Raw genomic sequence first — 17,913 nt, forward strand, 5'->3', positions numbered from 1 at the left:
TGCCCGGAAATTTCACTCTGACTCGTCCCGCAAGTAGTCCAGCAATGCTGAAGCCGACGACTCGTCCGACGTCGAAACCGCAAAAAACCTGACAACCTTGCAGCGCAAGACATCGGTGGGAAACGCCTCGAACAACGCCGGCTGCTCCTCGCTCAACCACTGCAAGGCATTGTTGATCCGGGCATCACCGCCGAATTGCGCCAGCAGTTTTTCCGGCACCTGCCACCAAGGAGAATCCCGACGCGAGGCCTGCGCCCTGCCCCCGATCCCGACGGCCTGACCGTTGATCAAGCCTCGCGTGAGGACCGGCAGCAATTGCCCGGCATCCACCTCGGATGACTCAAGGATCGGCAACAAATACCGCCCATCCCAAAACCGGAAGAACACCGCTTTCCCGTCCGGCATCAGCGCCTGAGTCAAACTGCGAAAGTGCTCGACCACCGCCTCAAGCCCCGCCGAAGAGACCGCCAGCCAGCCCCAGTCGCGGGATTCGGTGGTCGCGACCCAATCCAGAAACTCACTGCCCGAATCGACGATTCCCACGTAGGGCATCACCGCATCCCACTCGGCATAAATCGTTTCCGCCCAGACCGGCTTCGGCATCTGCGCGTCCGAAGGCCAGGCTTTCAGCGGATCCACCGCACTGGCGCTGCTGAAAATCGCGAACAACTGCTCCGAGGGTTTCAGCGGCTCATCCTTCAACCATTGATCAGGCCGCACAGACACCCTCCTTGCAGCGCTCGCATTCTTCGCAGAACGGCGCATCCCCCTTAAGGCTCATGATTTGCGCCGCAGTCAGAATCGCTGCCGGTGCCGCCGCCAGTTTCTCCGGCAACCCCGGCACGGTCGGCGCGGCGCTCATCGCCGCCATCGGCGCGCCACCCACCACAATCGGCACGCTGCTGAAGATCCCCCCGGGGCCGATATTGATCCACTGCCCGCCCGCCTGGATCGTCGCGCTCGCCCCTCCGTCGATCACCACTTGCTGGCCGGCGCTGACGTGGAATTGGGCACTGGCGTTGATCGCCTGATTGCTCACGCGGATGTGCCGGTCGCCAGTCACCGTGAGATGGTCGTCCTGCTTCACTTCGGTCTGGCGCTGGCCGTGGGTGATGCGTTGCTCATCAGCTTTGAGTTCATGCTTGGCGAGACCGGTCACGACAACGCTGCGCTGGTTATCCACCTGCACCTGCTGATCATTCAGCACATGCTGCGTCCAGTTTCGCTGAGCCCGCAGGTAGATTTCCTCGGCGCCTTTGCGATCCTCGATGCGCAATTCGTTGTAACCGCCGCCGCCCGGACTACTCTGACTGCGGAAAATACTGCGGGTCTTGTCGGCCGGCAGATCCAGCGGCACCGGTGTCGCCGCGTTCGGCAGACAACCCATGACCAGTGGTTTGTCGGCATCGGAATCGATAAACCCCACCAGCACTTCCATGCCGACCCGTGGAATCAGCACGCTGCCATAACGGTCATGAGCCCAGCCGCTGGCGACCCGCAGCCAGCAGCTGGAATGCTCGTTGAGTTCGCCGTCGCGATCCCAGGCCAGTTGCACCTTGACCCGGCCGTACTCGTCGCAATGGATTTCACTGTCTTTCGGGCCGGTGACCACGGCGGGTTGATAGCCGAGCATCCGGGGTTTTTCCGGCCCCATGGGTGGGCGGAAGAATACGTCCCACGGCGTCGCAAGAAAGGTATTACGGTAACCCTGGAATTCGTCGCCATCGCTGGTGACCGATTCCTCCAGCACTTGCGGCTGCCGGCCATGGTGCTCGATAGCGGTCAGCAGCCAGAGGTCATTCAAATCCTGGCGCGGATGCTCGGTCAGTTGCAGGAAATGTCCACTGACCAAGGCAGATTGATCGCTGCGCCCCTCGGCCTGACGGTAGTCGGCGACATGTCGCTCAAGGGTGCGCTGGGCCAGTTGCTTGCCGGTTTCACGCTCGGTGAACTGGCCGGGAAAGTGATAATCCTCCAGCACCGGGCGCTGTTCGCTTTCGGCGCGACTTTGCAGCGCCAGCCGGGGTTTGCTGAAGTCGTAGTCACGCCGGGTGACCACGCTGGTGCGGGTTTCCACCCGAACGGTGAAGCGCTTGATCGCCGGTGCCGCCGCAGCCATGCCGCTGCCCGGCAGGTACAGCGTCGGCTCGGCCAGACGCGGGAACACCGTTTGATCGTCGCCGAACACCAACAAATGCCCGTCCGGGCTGTGCTGAAAGTGGAAGTGAATACCGACTTCGGAACACAGGCGCTGGATGAACGCCAGATCGCTCTCGGCGTACTGCACGCAATATTCACGCGCCGGGTAATCGCTGCCGAGGCGAAACTCGAAGGCATCGCGCAGGATCGCGTGGTCCTTGAGGATCTGCGTCACGATCTGCGGCACGCTTTGATGCTGGAAAATCCGTTGATTGATCCGGTGACCAAGATAGGCCAGACGCGGAACGAGGCTGACGTGGTAGCGGGTCAGACGCTTGCCGGAATCCCCCTGCCCGACCCGATAAATCTGACCGTGAATACCGGAACCGCCTTCATCAAAACTCAGAAACGCCTGACAGTGCAGCAGGCTTTCTAGGTCCAGATCCGGTCGCTCGCTGACCAGCTCCAGGTCAAATCGAAAGGGTTGGCTGATGGCTTCCTTGCCCGTGAACTCAAGGACCTTGAGGTCAAATTGGGCGCCTTCGACGGTCAACGTGAAACGCGGTTGATTGGCAGGCGCGAACATCCGATGTCTCTCTGCAGTATGAAGGCGGGCGATTCTGCATGAGGGGCAAGGGGTGCAGGTTGGGTGACCGGAAAATCAGATTTTCCCTACTTGAAACTTCGATCTCCCCTTCAAAAAACAGCGCTTTCACCTACAGACTTTTCCTTCAGAAAAATCGCAGGCAATAAAAAACGGCCCGTTTCCTATGGGAAACGGGCCGTTCTTTTGTGAGCCTCAGCTCATTCCCATCACTTGTTCAGATGGAAGTCCTTCTCGGCCGCTTCAAAGCGCTGAACCATGCCAGTGCTTGGCTGGCCCATCAGGCTGACGAAGTAGATGGCCAGGCTGGCGAAGATGAAGCCCGGGATGATTTCGTACAGGCCCAGCACTTCAAAGTGCTTCCACACGATCACGGTGATCGCGCCGACCAGGATGCCGGCCAGTGCGCCGTCACGGGTCATCTTTTTCCAGATCACCGAGATCAGCACGACCGGACCGAAGGCTGCGCCGAAACCGGCCCAGGCGTAGGACACCAGGCCCAGCACACGGTTGTCCGGGTTGGCGGCCATCGCGATGGCGATCAGTGCAACCAGCAGCACCATCGCGCGACCGACCCATACCAGCTCGACTTGCGAGGCGGATTTACGCAGGAAAGTCTTGTAGAAGTCTTCGGTCAGGGCGCTCGAGCACACCAGCAACTGGCAGCTCAGGGTGCTCATCACGGCAGCCAGGATGGCCGACAGCAGGACACCGGCAATCCACGGGTTGAAGAGGATTTTCGCCAGCTCGATGAACACACGCTCGTGGTTCTCGCTCACAGGCATCGCCACGTCCGGGTTGGCCGAGAAGTAAGCAATACCGAAGAAACCCACGGCCACGGTGCCGCCCAGGCACAGGATCATCCAGGTCATGGAGATACGACGGGCCTTGGCGATGGATTTCACCGAGTCAGCGGCCATGAAGCGCGCCAGGATGTGCGGCTGGCCGAAGTAGCCCAGGCCCCAGCCCATCAGCGAGATGATGCCGATGAAAGTGGTGCCCTTGAGCATGTCGAAGTTGCTCGGGTCGTTGGCTTCGATGGCCAGGAACGTGGTGTCCACGCCACCGGTAGCCAGCAGCACGATGATCGGCGTCAGGATCAGGGCGAAGATCATCAGGGTGGCTTGTACGGTATCGGTCCAGCTCACCGCGAGGAAACCACCGACGAAGGTGTAGGCAATCGTCGCCGCAGCACCGGCCCACAGCGCGGTCTCGTAGGACATGCCGAAGGTGCTTTCGAACAGGCGGGCACCGGCCACGATGCCGGAAGCGCAGTAGATGGTGAAGAACACCAGAATCACTACTGCCGAAATGATCCGCAGCAGGCCGCTTTTGTCTTCGAAACGGCTGGCGAAGTAGTCCGGCAGGGTCAGCGCATCGCCGTTGTGCTCGGTTTGAACACGCAGACGGCCGGCGACGAACAGCCAGTTCAGGTAGGCACCGACGATCAGGCCGATGGCGATCCAGCTTTCGGACAGGCCAGACATGTAGATGGCACCCGGCAGGCCCATCAGCAACCAGCCGCTCATGTCGGAAGCGCCGGCGGACAATGCGGTCACCACGCTGCCCAGGCTGCGGCCGCCCAGAATGTAGTCGGAAAGGTTGTTGGTGGAGCGATAGGCCATGAAGCCGATCAGCACCATTGCTGCGATATAGATCACGAACGTGATCAGGGTTGGATTGCTTGCGCTCATTACGTACGTGCCCTGGCTTTGTTTTTATGTAGCGGCGGCGGTTGCACCGTTTGCAGACTGACGTCTGACAGACGATTCGCACGGCCGCGCATTTATGACCAATGTTTCCCCAGGAAAGCCATTGGCCGGCACACCGGGTTATCCCGGTTGCACCTTGGGCGCGAATCCTATGCAACAAAGCAAAACAGGTGCAACCAGTTTCTTGAGAATTAGTTGCACCTACGTCGTTTTTTCGCCTGCAAACCGCCGATTTTGCACCATTGCGGCGCAGTCATACCCCGCCATCTGCCTTGAAAGCACCTATCTAGAGCGATCATCGCGAAGCAGAAATTTATTCCTGACAAGCTGCCGAATATTCCGACAAAAAAAGGGTTGCACCCGGTTGCACCTCTGCAAGCTCACGGCTAATCTTGCCGCCAGCTGTTGTCGCGCAACTGCGGCACCTATGAGGATAAAAATATGGCTACCACCACCCTTGGGGTCAAACTCGACGACCCGACCCGCGAGCGCCTGAAGGCCGCCGCAACCTCGATTGATCGCACGCCGCACTGGCTGATCAAGCAGGCAATTTTCAATTACCTGGAAAAACTCGAGGGTGGTGCAACCCTGACCGAGCTGAACGGATTGTCCGCCAAGGACGCCGATGAGGCGGGCGAAGTCCACACCGATCACGCTCACCAATGCTTCCTCGAATTCGCCGAAAGCATCCTGCCGCAATCGGTGCTGCGCGCCTCGATCACCGCCGCTTACCGTCGCCCTGAGCCGGAAGTGGTGCCGATGCTGATCGAGCAGGCTCGCCTGCCGGCGCCGATGGCCGAAGCCACCAACAAACTTGCAGCCAACATCGCGGAAAAACTGCGTAACCAGAAGAGTGCCGGCGGTCGTGCAGGCATTGTTCAGGGCCTGTTGCAGGAATTCTCCCTGTCGTCCCAGGAAGGCGTGGCGCTGATGTGCCTGGCCGAAGCGCTGCTGCGTATCCCGGACAAAGGCACTCGCGATGCACTGATCCGCGACAAGATCAGCACCGGCAACTGGCAGCCGCACCTGGGCAACAGCCCGTCGCTGTTCGTCAACGCGGCGACCTGGGGTCTGCTGCTGACCGGCAAACTGGTCTCCACCCACAACGAAGCCGGCCTGACTTCGTCCCTGAGCCGCATCATCGGCAAGAGCGGCGAGCCGATGATCCGCAAGGGCGTCGACATGGCCATGCGCCTGATGGGCGAGCAGTTCGTCACCGGCGAAACCATCGCCGAAGCCCTGGCCAACGCGAGCAAGTTCGAAGCCAAGGGCTTCCGTTATTCCTACGACATGCTCGGTGAAGCGGCGCTGACCGAACACGACGCCCAGAAGTACCTGGCCTCGTACGAACAAGCCATTCACTCGATCGGCAAAGCGTCCCACGGCCGTGGGATTTATGAAGGCCCGGGCATCTCGATCAAGCTGTCGGCCCTGCACCCGCGTTACAGCCGCGCCCAGTACGAGCGCGTGATGGACGAGCTGTACCCGCGCCTGCTGTCACTGACCCTGCTGGCCAAGCAATACGACATCGGCCTGAACATCGACGCCGAAGAAGCTGACCGCCTGGAGCTGTCGCTGGATCTGCTCGAGCGCCTGTGCTTCGAGCCGCAACTGACCGGCTGGAACGGCATCGGTTTCGTGATCCAGGCTTACCAGAAGCGTTGCCCGTACGTGATCGACTACGTGATCGACCTGGCTCGCCGCAGCCGTCATCGCCTGATGATCCGCCTGGTAAAAGGCGCGTACTGGGACAGCGAAATCAAGCGCGCCCAGGTCGAAGGCCTGGAAGGCTACCCGGTCTACACCCGCAAGGTGTACACCGACGTTTCCTACATCGCCTGCGCCCGCAAACTGCTGTCGGTGCCGGAGGTCATCTACCCGCAATTCGCCACGCACAACGCCCACACCCTGTCGGCGATTTATCACATTGCCGGTCAGAACTATTACCCGGGCCAGTACGAATTCCAGTGCCTGCATGGCATGGGCGAACCGTTGTACGAGCAGGTTGTAGGCAAGGTTTCCGAAGGCAAGCTGAACCGTCCGTGCCGCGTGTACGCTCCGGTCGGCACCCACGAAACCCTGCTGGCGTACCTCGTGCGTCGTCTGCTGGAAAACGGCGCCAACACCTCGTTCGTCAACCGCATCGCCGACCAGTCGATTTCGATTCAGGAACTGGTGGCCGATCCTGTTGCGCAGATCGAGCAGATGGCAACCGTGGAAGGCGGTTTCGGCCTGCCGCACCCGCGCATTCCGCTGCCGCGTGACCTGTACGGTTCCGAGCGCGCCAACTCCAGCGGCATCGACATGGCCAACGAACACCGTCTGGCATCGTTGTCCTGCGCCCTGCTGGCCACCGCGCACAACAACTGGAAAGCCGCGCCGATGCTCGGTTGCGCCTCCAGCAACGAAGCGCCGGCACCGGTACTGAACCCGTCCGATCTGCGTGACGTGGTCGGCCACGTGCAGGAAGCCACCGTCGAAGACGTCGACAACGCCATTCAATGCGCCCTGAACGCCGCACCGATCTGGCAGGCCACCCCGCCGGCCGAACGTGCTGCGATTCTGGAGCGCGCCGCCGACCTGATGGAAGGCGAGATCCAGCCGCTGATGGGCCTGCTGGCTCGCGAAGCCGGCAAGACCTTCGCCAACGCCATCGCCGAAGTCCGCGAAGCGGTCGACTTCCTGCGTTATTACGCGGTGCAGGCTCGCAACGATTTCAGCAACGACGCCCACCGCCCACTGGGCCCGGTGGTGTGCATCAGCCCGTGGAACTTCCCGCTGGCGATCTTCAGCGGTCAGGTTGCCGCCGCACTGGCCGCCGGTAACCCGGTACTGGCCAAACCGGCCGAACAGACTCCGCTGGTCGCCGCACAAGCCGTGCGTCTGCTGCTCGAAGCCGGGATTCCGGAAGGCGTGCTGCAACTGTTGCCAGGTCGCGGTGAAACCGTCGGCGCCGGTCTGGTGGGCGACGAGCGCGTCAAAGGCGTGATGTTCACCGGTTCCACCGAAGTCGCGCGTCTGCTGCAACGCAACATCGCCGGTCGCCTCGACAACCAGGGCCGTCCAATCCCGCTGATCGCCGAAACCGGCGGCCAGAACGCGATGATCGTCGACTCTTCGGCACTGACCGAACAAGTGGTGATCGATGTGGTGTCGTCGGCCTTCGACAGCGCCGGTCAACGCTGCTCGGCCCTGCGCGTCCTGTGCCTGCAGGAAGATTCCGCTGATCGCGTCATCGAAATGCTCAAGGGCGCGATGGCTGAAAGCCGTCTCGGCAATCCGGAGCGACTGTCCGTGGACATCGGCCCGGTGATCGACGCCGAAGCCAAGGCCGGTATCGAGAAGCACATCCAGGGCATGCGCGACAAAGGTCGCAACGTGTACCAGGTGGCCATCGCCGATGCCGAGGAAGTCAAACGCGGCACCTTCGTCATGCCGACCCTGATCGAACTGGAAAGCTTCGACGAACTGCAACGCGAGATCTTCGGCCCGGTGCTGCACGTGGTCCGCTACAAGCGTAAAGAAATCGACCAGTTGATCGCCCAGATCAATGCGTCCGGTTACGGCCTGACTCTCGGCGTGCACACCCGCATCGACGAGACCATCGCCAAGGTGATCGACAACGTCAACGCCGGTAACGTCTATGTCAACCGCAACATCGTGGGTGCCGTGGTCGGCGTCCAGCCGTTCGGTGGCGAAGGCCTGTCGGGTACGGGTCCGAAGGCCGGTGGCCCGCTGTACCTGTACCGTCTGCTATCGACGCGTCCTGCCGACGCCATCGAACAATCCTTCGCTCGCGGTGATGCGGCCGTGGCACCGGACGTTCGTCTGCGCGATGCCCTGAGCAAACCGCTGGTTGCCCTGAAAGCCTGGGCCGACAGCAACAAGTTCGCCGATCTGAGCACCCTGTGCGTGCAGTACGCAGCCCAGTCGCAAAGCGGTATCACCCGCGTGCTGGCCGGTCCGACCGGCGAGAAGAACAGCTACGCCATCCTGCCGCGCGAGCACGTGCTGTGCCTGGCGGACATCGAAGGTGATCTGCTGACCCAGCTCGCTGCAGTACTGGCGGTGGGCGGTTCGGCGGTCTGGCCGGAATCCGACACCAGCAAGGCATTGTTCGCACGCCTGCCGAAGGAGATTCAGGCGCGGATCAAACTGGTTTCCGACTGGAACAAGGACGAGGTGGTGTTCGATGCGGTTCTGCATCACGGCCATTCCGACCAGTTGCGGGCGGTCTGCCAACAGATCGCCAAGCGTGCCGGTGCCATCGTCGGGGTTCAGGGCCTGTCCCAGGGCGAGACCAACATTGCGCTGGAGCGCCTGGTGATCGAGCGCGCATTGAGCGTCAACACTGCGGCAGCGGGCGGTAACGCCAGCCTGATGACCATCGGTTAATCAGCGACTCTGCCAGCAGCATAAAAATGGGCGCCCTCACCGGCGCCCATTTTTTTGGCCTCTCCATCACCGTTATCAATCTTCCTGTTCAACCTTTATTCGCACGCCTAGACTCGGCCCATTCCAAAAAAAGGTAGGCCGCCATGTCCGAGACGCTGCTCAGTTCCCGCAATCTGGCTTTCGAGCTGTACGAAGTCCTCGATGCCGAGGGCCTGACCCGGCGCGAGCGGTTTGCCGAGCACAACCGCGAAACCTTCGATGCCGCCATCGGCACGGCACGCAACATCGCCGAAAAGTACTTCGCACCGCACAACCGCAAGGGCGACGAGAACGAGCCGCGCTACGAGAACGGTCAGGCGATTCTGATTCCCGAAGTGAAACCGGCGGTGGATGCCTTCCTCGAAGCCGGATTCCTCAACGCGGCGCGCAGTTTCGACGCCGGCGGCATGCAACTGCCTACATTGTTGTCCCAGGCATGCTTCGCCCACTTTCAGTCGGCCAACGCGGCGTCGACCTCGTACCCGTTCCTGACCATGGGCGCGGCCAACCTGATCGAAAGTTTCGGCACCGAAGAGCAGAAGCAGCGCTTCCTGCAACCGATGATCGACGGCCGTTTCTTCGGCACCATGGCCCTGACCGAACCCCATGCCGGCTCGTCGTTGTCGGATATTCGTACCCGCGCCGAGCCTGCGTCCGACGGCACTTATCGACTCAAGGGCAACAAGATCTTCATTTCCGGTGGTGATCACCCGCTCTCGGAAAACATCGTGCACATGGTGCTGGCCAAACTGCCGGACGCACCGGCCGGGGTGAAGGGGATTTCGCTGTTCATCGTGCCCAAGTTTCTGGTCAACGATGACGGCAGCCTCGGCAAGCGCAACGACGTGCTGCTGGCCGGGCTGTTCCACAAGATGGGCTGGCGCGGCACCACGTCAACGGCGCTGAACTTCGGCGATAACGGTGAGTGCGTCGGCTATCTGGTGGGCAAGCCGCATCATGGCTTGAGCTACATGTTCCAGATGATGAACGAGGCGCGGATCGGCGTCGGCATGGGCGCGGTGATGCTCGGTTACGCCGGTTACCTGTATTCGCTGGAATACGCCCGCGAACGGCCGCAGGGCCGGGTGCCGGATAGCAAGGACCCGACGACGGCGCCGGTGGCGATCATCCAGCACGCGGATGTCAGACGCATGCTGCTGACGCAGAAATCCTACGTCGAAGGTGCGTTCGATCTCGGGTTATACGCGGCGCGGTTGTTCGATGACACCACGACACTGGAAACCGAAGCCGAGCGCAAACAGGCCCACGAACTGCTGGACTTGCTGACGCCGATCGTCAAATCCTGGCCATCAGAGTTCTGCCTGAAAGCCAACGAACTGGCGATCCAGATTCTCGGCGGCCACGGTTACACCCGCGAATACCCGGTGGAACAGTACTACCGCGACAACCGCTTGAACCCGATCCACGAAGGCACCCACGGCATTCAATCGCTGGACTTGCTGGGACGCAAACTGGCGCAGAACGGTGGTGCCGGGCTCAAGCAACTGATCCGCCTGATTGCCGCCACCGCCGAACGCGCGGTGGCGTACGAATCGTTGACAGCGCTGCGTGAGCCGCTGGAGAAACTGGTCGCACGCCTGCAGAGCGTGACCATCGGCCTGCTGACCGATCTGGCTCAGGGTAAGGTCAACAGCAGCCTGGCGAATTCGGCGCTGTACCTGAAAGTGTTCGGGCACACGGTGATTGGCTGGCGCTGGCTGGAACAGGCGATTCGGGCCGAGGAAGGGTTGGCCAAGGGGAATGCGGCGGATGTCGACTTTTATAAGGGCAAGTTGCAGGCGGCGCGGTATTTTCTGACGTGGGAAGTGCCGGGTTGTCAGCATGAGCTGGCGTTGCTGGAGGTGCGGGATGATACGTGTCTGGCAATGCAAAATGAGTGGTTCTAAAGCCGGCCCTCACCCCAGCCCTCTCCCGGAGGGAGAGGGGGCCGACCAAGGTGTCTTGCGCCGTACATCGACCTGAAAAACCGAGTCGATTATGGATTCAAAGCCGATCTTTCAAGTCGGTGAACCTCTTCAATATCCCCCAATCGGTCCCCTCTCCCTCCGGGAGAGGGCTAGGGTGAGGGGGCTCTTGGCACTCAACTCAACTTGAACCCACCCATTTGCCGCGCCAGATCATCCGCCAGCCGCTGCAGCATCTGACAATCCTCACGACAGGCCCGAACCTCCCCCGCCGTGGCCCGGGCCAGATCGGAAATCCCCTGCACGTTGCGGTTGATCTCCTCGGTCACCGCCGACTGCTCTTCAGTCGCCGTCGCCACCTGATGATTCATGTCGCTGATGCGCTCGACTTGCCCGGTAATCGCGGTCAGCGACGCTCCGGTACGCTGGCTCGATTCAACCCCGGTACCCGTTGCGGCCTGACCGGTGCGCATTGAAGACACGGCATTTTCCGCCCCCTGCTTGAGGCTGCCGATCATCTGCTGGATCTCGTCGGTAGATGCCTGGGTCCTGCGCGCCAGCGTCCGCACTTCATCCGCCACCACCGCAAAACCACGCCCCATGTCCCCGGCCCGCGCCGCTTCAATCGCCGCGTTCAACGCCAACAGATTGGTCTGTTCGGAAACACCGCGAATCACTGCCAGCACCTGATCGATCGAGGCGACCTGATGCGCAAGCTCACCCACCGCGCCGGCAGCAACGCCGATTTCATCGGACATGCTTTCTATATGGCGAATCGAGCCGCCGACCACTTCCCTAGCCTGCATCGCTTCATCACGCGCCGTTTGCGAGGCGAGCGCGGCATTGCCGGCGTTCTGGGCGATTTCCTGCACAGTCAGGCCCATTTCGTGAACGGCAGTGGCGACCATGTCGGTCATTTCCTGCTGGCGGCCGGAGCGCTCGGCGGTGTTATCCACAACCCTGGCCACCTGGCCGACGGCGACACGCAGACGCTCGCTGGTGGTCAGCACTTCGCCGATCATCCCGCGCTGACTGTCGAGGAAACGGTTGAAGCCCCGGGCGAGGTCGCCCAGTTCATCGGCGCGACTGGAATCTAACCGATGGGTCAAATCTCCACCACCGCTACCGATTGCTACCAGAGCGGCTGTTACCTGACGAATCGGTCGCACCAGGCCCTGGGCCAGCCAGATCACCAGCGCCAGGCAAACCAGCGCCACCGCCAGGCCGATGCCGCTGCTCATCCACATCGCCCGGCGGGCTTCGGCGTAGATTTGCGACTGCGGCACTTCGGCCACCAGGGTCCAGCCGAGGTCTCGCAAGGGCAAGCTGAAGGCGAGGAAGTCTTCGCCGTCGCGCTGAAAGCTGCTGTTGGTCGCCACTTTGTGGCCCATGACCGCTTGCGCTGCGTTGGCGCCGATCTGCTCCGTGAGGGTGCGCTTGCCGCTGAACTGCGCCTCGGGATGGACCTGGATCAAACCGTCGGAACGCACGAGATAGACCTTCCCGCGTTCGCCGAAGCTGAAGTTGTGGATCAGCTCCGACAGCTCTTTCATGCTCAACCCGAGCCCCGCGACACCGACCACTTTGCCGGCCTGCTCGACCTTCAAATCGATGAACAGCGCCAGCTCTCCGGTGGCTCCGTCGTTGTCGATGTTCAGAGTGCGCGGCTGATTGCTGTCGAGAAACGAGTAAAACCACGCATCGGCCGGCTTGGTGCGACTGAGGGTGCGATCCAGGCCTTTTTCGGTGATGTAGTGATTGGATTCGGTGCCGATGATCAGCGCCGTAAACGCCTTGTGTTCGGCGCGGATGCCTTCCAGATACTGCGCAAAGCCCGCCGTTTTGCCGGAGTCTTCACCAGTGGCCAGCCAGTCGCGGACCATGGTGTTGCTGGCGATGTCTTTGGCGGCCGTGAGGGGTTGAACGAGGATTCGCTCGATGTCGTTGCGCGTCGCTTCGATGCTCGACGGCAACGCCTGTTCGACCAGATAGCTCTGGGCGAGGCGGTTGACCACCAGGGTATAAATGCCAACCACGATCAGGATGCTGACCAGCAGGGCGGTGCCCATGCCGAGGATCAGCTGCCATTGGATACTGCGACGCCAGAACTGCATTGGGACTCTCCCAAGAAATGGAAGACGAAAGCAATGCAACAGTCATGCCGATTGTATACAAAAAAACAGACAATATAGCCAGTAAACGAATACAAATTTCACTTCAATCGGGCACTTTTAGTTGCAGCGCAAACATAAAAATAACGCCTGTATAAGTAATCACCTGTCAGATATGACAGGTTACAAACAAAATCCAACCCCTCAATATTGACTACGGAACGAAAGGTTTCATTCCGAAAAACTACTCATCCCATGCTAAAAGAGAAACATCATGAACACAGAAGTTAAGTTTCACGACGGATTGACCAGAAACGGAAAAAAACTCAGCGATGAGGAATACAGTAACTTTCAGGAAACTGCACGAAATCTCAACCCAGGCGACTTATATATAGATATATATTTAGATCCCGCAATACAGTCAACCGTTGTTAGAAAAGCTGTTTTGGCATCGGACGACGGAAACGGACATTTGAACCACAGGTTTGTTTTTTGGACCGCTCGAATTCACGTTCCTGGTAACTAGCCATTGATCCGGCATCTGAGGATGGGAACTCCTTGAAGGAGTTCCCAAACCATAACTTTCCGCATCAACAATAAAACTTTTTAAATCCCTCTTACGGGCAAGAAGCATCACTCTCTACCAATAGTCTTGGCGATGGTCTCGACCGTGGCGCTGACTTGCTCTTGGTAACGCTCGAGTTCTTCCTGATGCTGCTTCTTCATTTCAATCTGCTGCGAGCACAGATTCATCGCCGCCAGCACCAGCAGGCGGTCACCGATCAGGGTCGGGTATTTGCGCTTGGTGTCGGCCAGCGCAGCCTTGAGCATCAATGCAGCGTCCAGCAGGGTCTGTTCTTCCCCGGCCGGTGCCTTGATCGAATAGTCCTCCCCCATGATGGAGATGACTTTTACCCCTGCTGTGCCGTGGTTCATGCGCTGACAGGACCTGCGTTGACGCGATCAACCAGGGCCTGGATGCGTGCGGCGGTGGCGCCGTGCTTTTCTTCCTGTTCCATCAGGCTCAGTTGCAGGCTTTCGTTTTCATCCTTGGCCTGGGCCAGTTCCGTGGACAGGGTCTGGTTGGTTTCCGACAGGGTCTGGTTCTGTTGCACCAGGTCGCTGACGAGCTGTTCCAATTGGCTGAGGGATGCTTCCAACATTTTGATATTCCAGGGCTTTTTCAAAGGGCGCGTACGATAAAGAAAAGTCGTCGTGGATGCCAGGATTAAACCGGCGCAAGGCCTTGATTTTCCTGGCAGTCGACCATTCCTGCGAGTGTTAGAGACTGTGATCTGCCGATCTGGTTCCTGCACTTCGTCGCCCGACCCCCTATGCGACAAATACGCGCACCGCCTCAAGACTTTAGTCGTATGACCGATAAGTCATCCAACAGCAGTCTCAGCCCGCATGGATGCGGCCCTTCCCTGGTAATCGCACCATGTCCCTTCGCAATATGAATATCGCCCCCCGGGCGTTCACCGGTTTCGCCCTGATCGGCGGCCTGATGCTCATTCTCGGTGTGTTCGCCCTGAACCAGATGAGCAAGATTCGCGGCGCCGCCGAAAACATCACCACCACCAGCGTGCCGAGCATCAAGAACCTCGACGAGTTCACTCAGCTGACCCTGCGCCTGCGAGTACTGTCGTACCGTTTGCTGGTGAACCGCGAGCCGGACATCCAGCAGAAAACCATCGAACTGCTGGAGATGCGCAACCAGCAGATCCGCAAGGCCCAGACTGATTACGAGCCGTTGATCGGCAGCCCGGCCGAACGTGCGGCCTACGATCAATACGTGCAGTTGCTGGGTCAATACCGCCAGATCGAAGACCGGATGAAAACCCTGTCGCGCAACAATCAGGTGGATGAGCTGCGCAACCTGCTGAACACCGAATTGCTGAACAACTCCGAAGCAATGAACACCGTGCTCAACCGCCTGATGCAGATCAACGGCGAGCAGATCAGCCAGACCAACCAGCAAGCCGCCGAGCAGTTTTCTTCGGCCTTCAGTCTGGTGGTGACGCTATTGGTGATCGCCACCGGCCTGACCTTCCTGTTCGCCTGGCTGTTGACCATCAGCATCACCAAACCGATCTCGAAAGCGCTGGACGCGGCAGAAACCATCGCCGAAGGCAACCTGACCCAGCCGATCCACGTCGACGGCACCGACGAAGCCGGGCGCCTGCTGGCGGCCATGGCCAAGATGCAATCGAAGCTGCGCGACACCCTGCAGCGGATTTCCGGCTCGGCGACTCAACTGGCGTCCGCCGCCGAAGAGCTGAACAGCGTCACCGACGAAAGCGCCCGTGGTCTGACCCAGCAGAACAACGAAATCGAACAGGCCGCCACGGCGGTCAACGAGATGACCAGTGCCGTGGAAGAAGTTGCACGCAACGCGGTCAGCACCTCGGAAGCCTCGAAGAACGCCACCACCTCCGCCGGCGACGGTCGCGATCTGGTGCAGGAAACCGTCAGCGCCATCGAACGCATGAGCGCCGACGTGCAGAGCACCGCGACCCTGATCGGTGATCTGGCCAACGAATCCCGCGACATCGGCAAGGTGCTGGACGTGATCCGTGGCCTGGCCGATCAGACCAACCTGCTGGCACTGAACGCTGCCATTGAAGCGGCCCGTGCCGGTGAAGCCGGTCGTGGTTTTGCCGTGGTGGCGGACGAAGTCCGTGCCCTGGCGCACCGCACCCAGCAGTCGACCAGCGAAATCGAGCGCATGATCGGCAGCATCCAGAGCGGCACCGAACACGCCGTGGATTCGATGCGCAACAGCACCGAGCGCGCCGAATCGACATTGAACATCGCCCGTGGCGCCGGCCTGTCGCTGGACACCATCAACACCGCCATCGTCGAGATCAACGAACGCAACCTGGTGATCGCCAGCGCTGCCGAAGAACAGGCGCAGGTAGCGCGGGAAGTGGACCGTAATCTGGTGAACATCCGCGATCTGTCGGTGCAATCGGCGACCGGCGCGAATCAGACCAGTGCGGCGAGCAACGAGCTGTCGCGCCTGGCGCTGGATCTGAACAATATGGTTGGGCGGTTCAGCCTCTAACCTTGCGCAAGACTGATCGCTCCCACGCCCGTGGGGACGATCTTTCACCTCGCTGAAAAAGCTTTTTGACAGCATCACATTTCAACAGGTTAGAATCGCTGGCACGTAGACTGCATGGTCAGTTTGTGCCCGTCTTTCCGCTTCTGGAGTACTGCCTTTGAATGCGACGACCATCAACAGCCTGTTCTTGATCGGCGCGTTGCTGGTAGGTGCGAGCATTCTTGTCAGTTCCCTTTCGTCGCGTCTCGGCATCCCGATTCTGGTGATCATCCTCGCCGTCGGCATGACTGCCGGGGTCGATGGCGGCGGCATCATTTTCGATAACTATCCGACGGCCTATCTGGTCGGCAACCTTGCGCTGGCGGTGATCCTGCTCGACGGCGGCTTGCGCACCCGGGTATCCAGTTTCCGCGTGGCCTTGTGGCCGGCCTTGTCGCTGGCCACGGTCGGTGTGCTGATAACCACCGGCCTCACTGGCATGGCCGCCGCGTGGCTGTTCGACCTCAATCTGATTCAAGGCCTGCTGATCGGCGCCATCGTTGGTTCCACGGACGCCGCGGCGGTGTTCTCGCTGCTGGGTGGCAAGGGCCTGAACGAACGGGTGACCGCCAGTCTGGAAATCGAATCCGGCAGCAACGACCCGATGGCGGTGTTCCTCACCGTGACCCTGATCGACATGCTCGCCAGCGGCCAGACCGGTCTGCACTGGAGCCTGCTGACCCACCTGATCCGCGAGTTCGGCATCGGTGGCGTGATCGGTCTCGGCGGCGGCTGGCTGATGCTGCAACTGGTCAACCGGATCAACCTTGCCACCGGCCTTTACCCGATCCTGGTGATCGCCGGTGGTCTGGTGGTGTTCGCCCTGACCAACGCCCTGCACGGCAGCGGCTTCCTTGCCGTTTACCTGTGCGGCCTGGTGATCGGCAACCGCCCGGTGCGCAGCCGCCACGGCATCCTGCACATGCTCGACGGTATGGCGTGGCTGGCACAGATCGGCATGTTCCTGGTGCTGGGTTTGCTGGTCACGCCGCACGATCTGCTGCCGATCGCCTTGCCCGCTCTGGGCCTGGCACTGTGGATGATTCTGTTCGCACGGCCGCTGTCGGTGGTGGTCGGGCTGCTGCCGTTCAAGGCTTTCCATGGTCGCGAGAAGGCCTTCATCTCCTGGGTCGGCCTGCGTGGCGCGGTACCGATCATTCTGGCGGTGTTCCCGCTGATGGCCGGGCTGCCGAATGCGCAGCTGTACTTCAACCTCGCGTTCTTTATCGTGCTGGTGTCGCTGCTGGTGCAGGGCACAAGCCTGCCGTGGGTAGCCAGACTGCTCAAGGTAACGGTGCCGCCGGAGCCTGCGCCGATCTCCCGTTCGGCCCTGGAAGTGCACATCACCAGCGAGTGGGAACTGTTCGTTTACAAGCTCGGTGCGGAGAAATGGTGCATCGGTTCCCCCCTGCGCGAGCTGAAAATGCCCGAAGGCACCCGTATCGCGGCCCTGTTTCGTGGTCAGCAACTGCTCCATCCGTCGGGTAGTACGGTGCTGGAAGTCGATGATTTGCTGTGTGTTATCGGCCATGAACACAACTTGCCAGCCCTTGGAAAACTGTTCAGCCAGGCACCGCAACGGGGCCTCGATCTGCGCTTCTTCGGCGACTTCGTACTCGAAGGAGACGCCCAGCTCAAAGCGGTTGCGGCCCTTTATGGCCTGTCGGCCGAAGGCATCGATCCGGACATGACCCTGGGCCACTTCATCGCGCAGAAAGTCGGCGGTGCACCGATCGTTGGCGACCAGGTGGAATGGAACAACACCCACTGGACGGTGGCGGTCATGGACGGGAACAAGATCGCCAAAGTGGGCGTCAGATTCCCCGAAGGAAGTCGCCCGGGCCCCGGGCTCTTCCTCTAAACTGCCTCCACTCTCACTTGC

9 protein-coding genes and 2 pseudogenes are annotated in these 17,913 nt (G+C 60.6%); 5 read left to right on the plus strand and 6 right to left on the minus strand.

Features of this window, described 5'->3' with window-relative positions; translation table 11 throughout:
• Window positions 1-12: 12 nt before the first annotated feature.
• The 3 genes from M5B98_RS15060 to putP all read right to left on the minus strand — a co-directional run bounded on the left by M5B98_RS15060 (window position 13) and on the right by putP (window position 4,437).
• The gene (locus tag M5B98_RS15060) at window positions 13-765 is read right to left on the minus strand and encodes a DUF4123 domain-containing protein (RefSeq protein WP_248743122.1); all 753 of its coding nucleotides are present in this window, start codon (window positions 763-765) and stop codon (window positions 13-15) included.
• Window positions 710-2,725 carry a type VI secretion system tip protein VgrG gene (locus M5B98_RS15065; RefSeq protein ID WP_248743123.1) on the minus strand — a complete coding sequence of 672 codons (2,016 nt, stop codon included), beginning with the start codon at window positions 2,723-2,725 and terminating at the stop codon, window positions 710-712. The genes M5B98_RS15060 and M5B98_RS15065 overlap by 56 nt, the downstream gene beginning before the upstream one ends.
• Window positions 2,726-2,952: 227 nt before the next feature.
• Window positions 2,953-4,437, minus strand: coding sequence for a sodium/proline symporter PutP (gene putP, locus M5B98_RS15070; protein WP_248743124.1), 1,485 nt, complete (start codon window positions 4,435-4,437; stop codon window positions 2,953-2,955).
• Between the two features lie 459 nt (window positions 4,438-4,896).
• Here putP and putA point away from each other — a divergent pair, with 459 nt between their 5' ends.
• The gene (gene putA / locus M5B98_RS15075; RefSeq protein WP_248743125.1) at window positions 4,897-8,850 is read left to right on the plus strand and encodes a trifunctional transcriptional regulator/proline dehydrogenase/L-glutamate gamma-semialdehyde dehydrogenase; all 3,954 of its coding nucleotides are present in this window, start codon (window positions 4,897-4,899) and stop codon (window positions 8,848-8,850) included.
• Window positions 8,851-8,993: 143 nt separating this feature from the next.
• Window positions 8,994-10,796, plus strand: a complete 1,803-nt coding sequence (locus tag M5B98_RS15080) for an acyl-CoA dehydrogenase (protein ID WP_248743126.1) — start codon at window positions 8,994-8,996, stop codon at window positions 10,794-10,796.
• A gap of 194 nt (window positions 10,797-10,990) precedes the next feature.
• Here the strand turns inward: M5B98_RS15080 and M5B98_RS15085 are convergent, their stop codons facing one another.
• The 3 genes from M5B98_RS15085 to M5B98_RS15095 all read right to left on the minus strand — a co-directional run bounded on the left by M5B98_RS15085 (window position 10,991) and on the right by M5B98_RS15095 (window position 14,088).
• Entirely contained in the window at window positions 10,991-12,928 is a 1,938-nt protein-coding gene (locus M5B98_RS15085; RefSeq protein ID WP_248743127.1) for a methyl-accepting chemotaxis protein, read from the minus strand.
• A 630-nt stretch (window positions 12,929-13,558) separates the two neighbouring features.
• Window positions 13,559-13,861 (minus strand): cell division protein ZapA, encoded by a 303-nt coding sequence (locus M5B98_RS15090; RefSeq protein WP_248743128.1) that lies wholly within the window; start codon window positions 13,859-13,861, stop codon window positions 13,559-13,561.
• Entirely contained in the window at window positions 13,858-14,088 is a 231-nt protein-coding gene (locus M5B98_RS15095; RefSeq protein ID WP_007952320.1) for a hypothetical protein, read from the minus strand. The genes M5B98_RS15090 and M5B98_RS15095 overlap by 4 nt, the downstream gene beginning before the upstream one ends.
• Window positions 14,089-14,432: 344 nt before the next feature.
• Here M5B98_RS15095 and M5B98_RS28860 point away from each other — a divergent pair.
• From M5B98_RS28860 to M5B98_RS15105, 3 genes and pseudogenes are all read left to right on the plus strand, one after another.
• Window positions 14,433-15,089, plus strand: a pseudogene (locus tag M5B98_RS28860) (MCP four helix bundle domain-containing protein); the annotation flags it as partial.
• 303 nt (window positions 15,090-15,392) lie between these two features.
• Window positions 15,393-15,992: pseudogene (locus M5B98_RS28865) on the plus strand (methyl-accepting chemotaxis protein); the annotation flags it as partial.
• 157 nt (window positions 15,993-16,149) lie between these two features.
• On the plus strand, window positions 16,150-17,892 hold the full coding sequence (locus M5B98_RS15105; protein ID WP_085711091.1) for a potassium/proton antiporter: 1,743 nt from the start codon (window positions 16,150-16,152) through the stop codon (window positions 17,890-17,892).
• Window positions 17,893-17,913: the final 21 nt, after the last annotated feature.

Source organism: Pseudomonas sp. MWU12-3088, from assembly GCF_023242405.1.
Taxonomy (GTDB): domain Bacteria; phylum Pseudomonadota; class Gammaproteobacteria; order Pseudomonadales; family Pseudomonadaceae; genus Aquipseudomonas; species Aquipseudomonas kribbensis.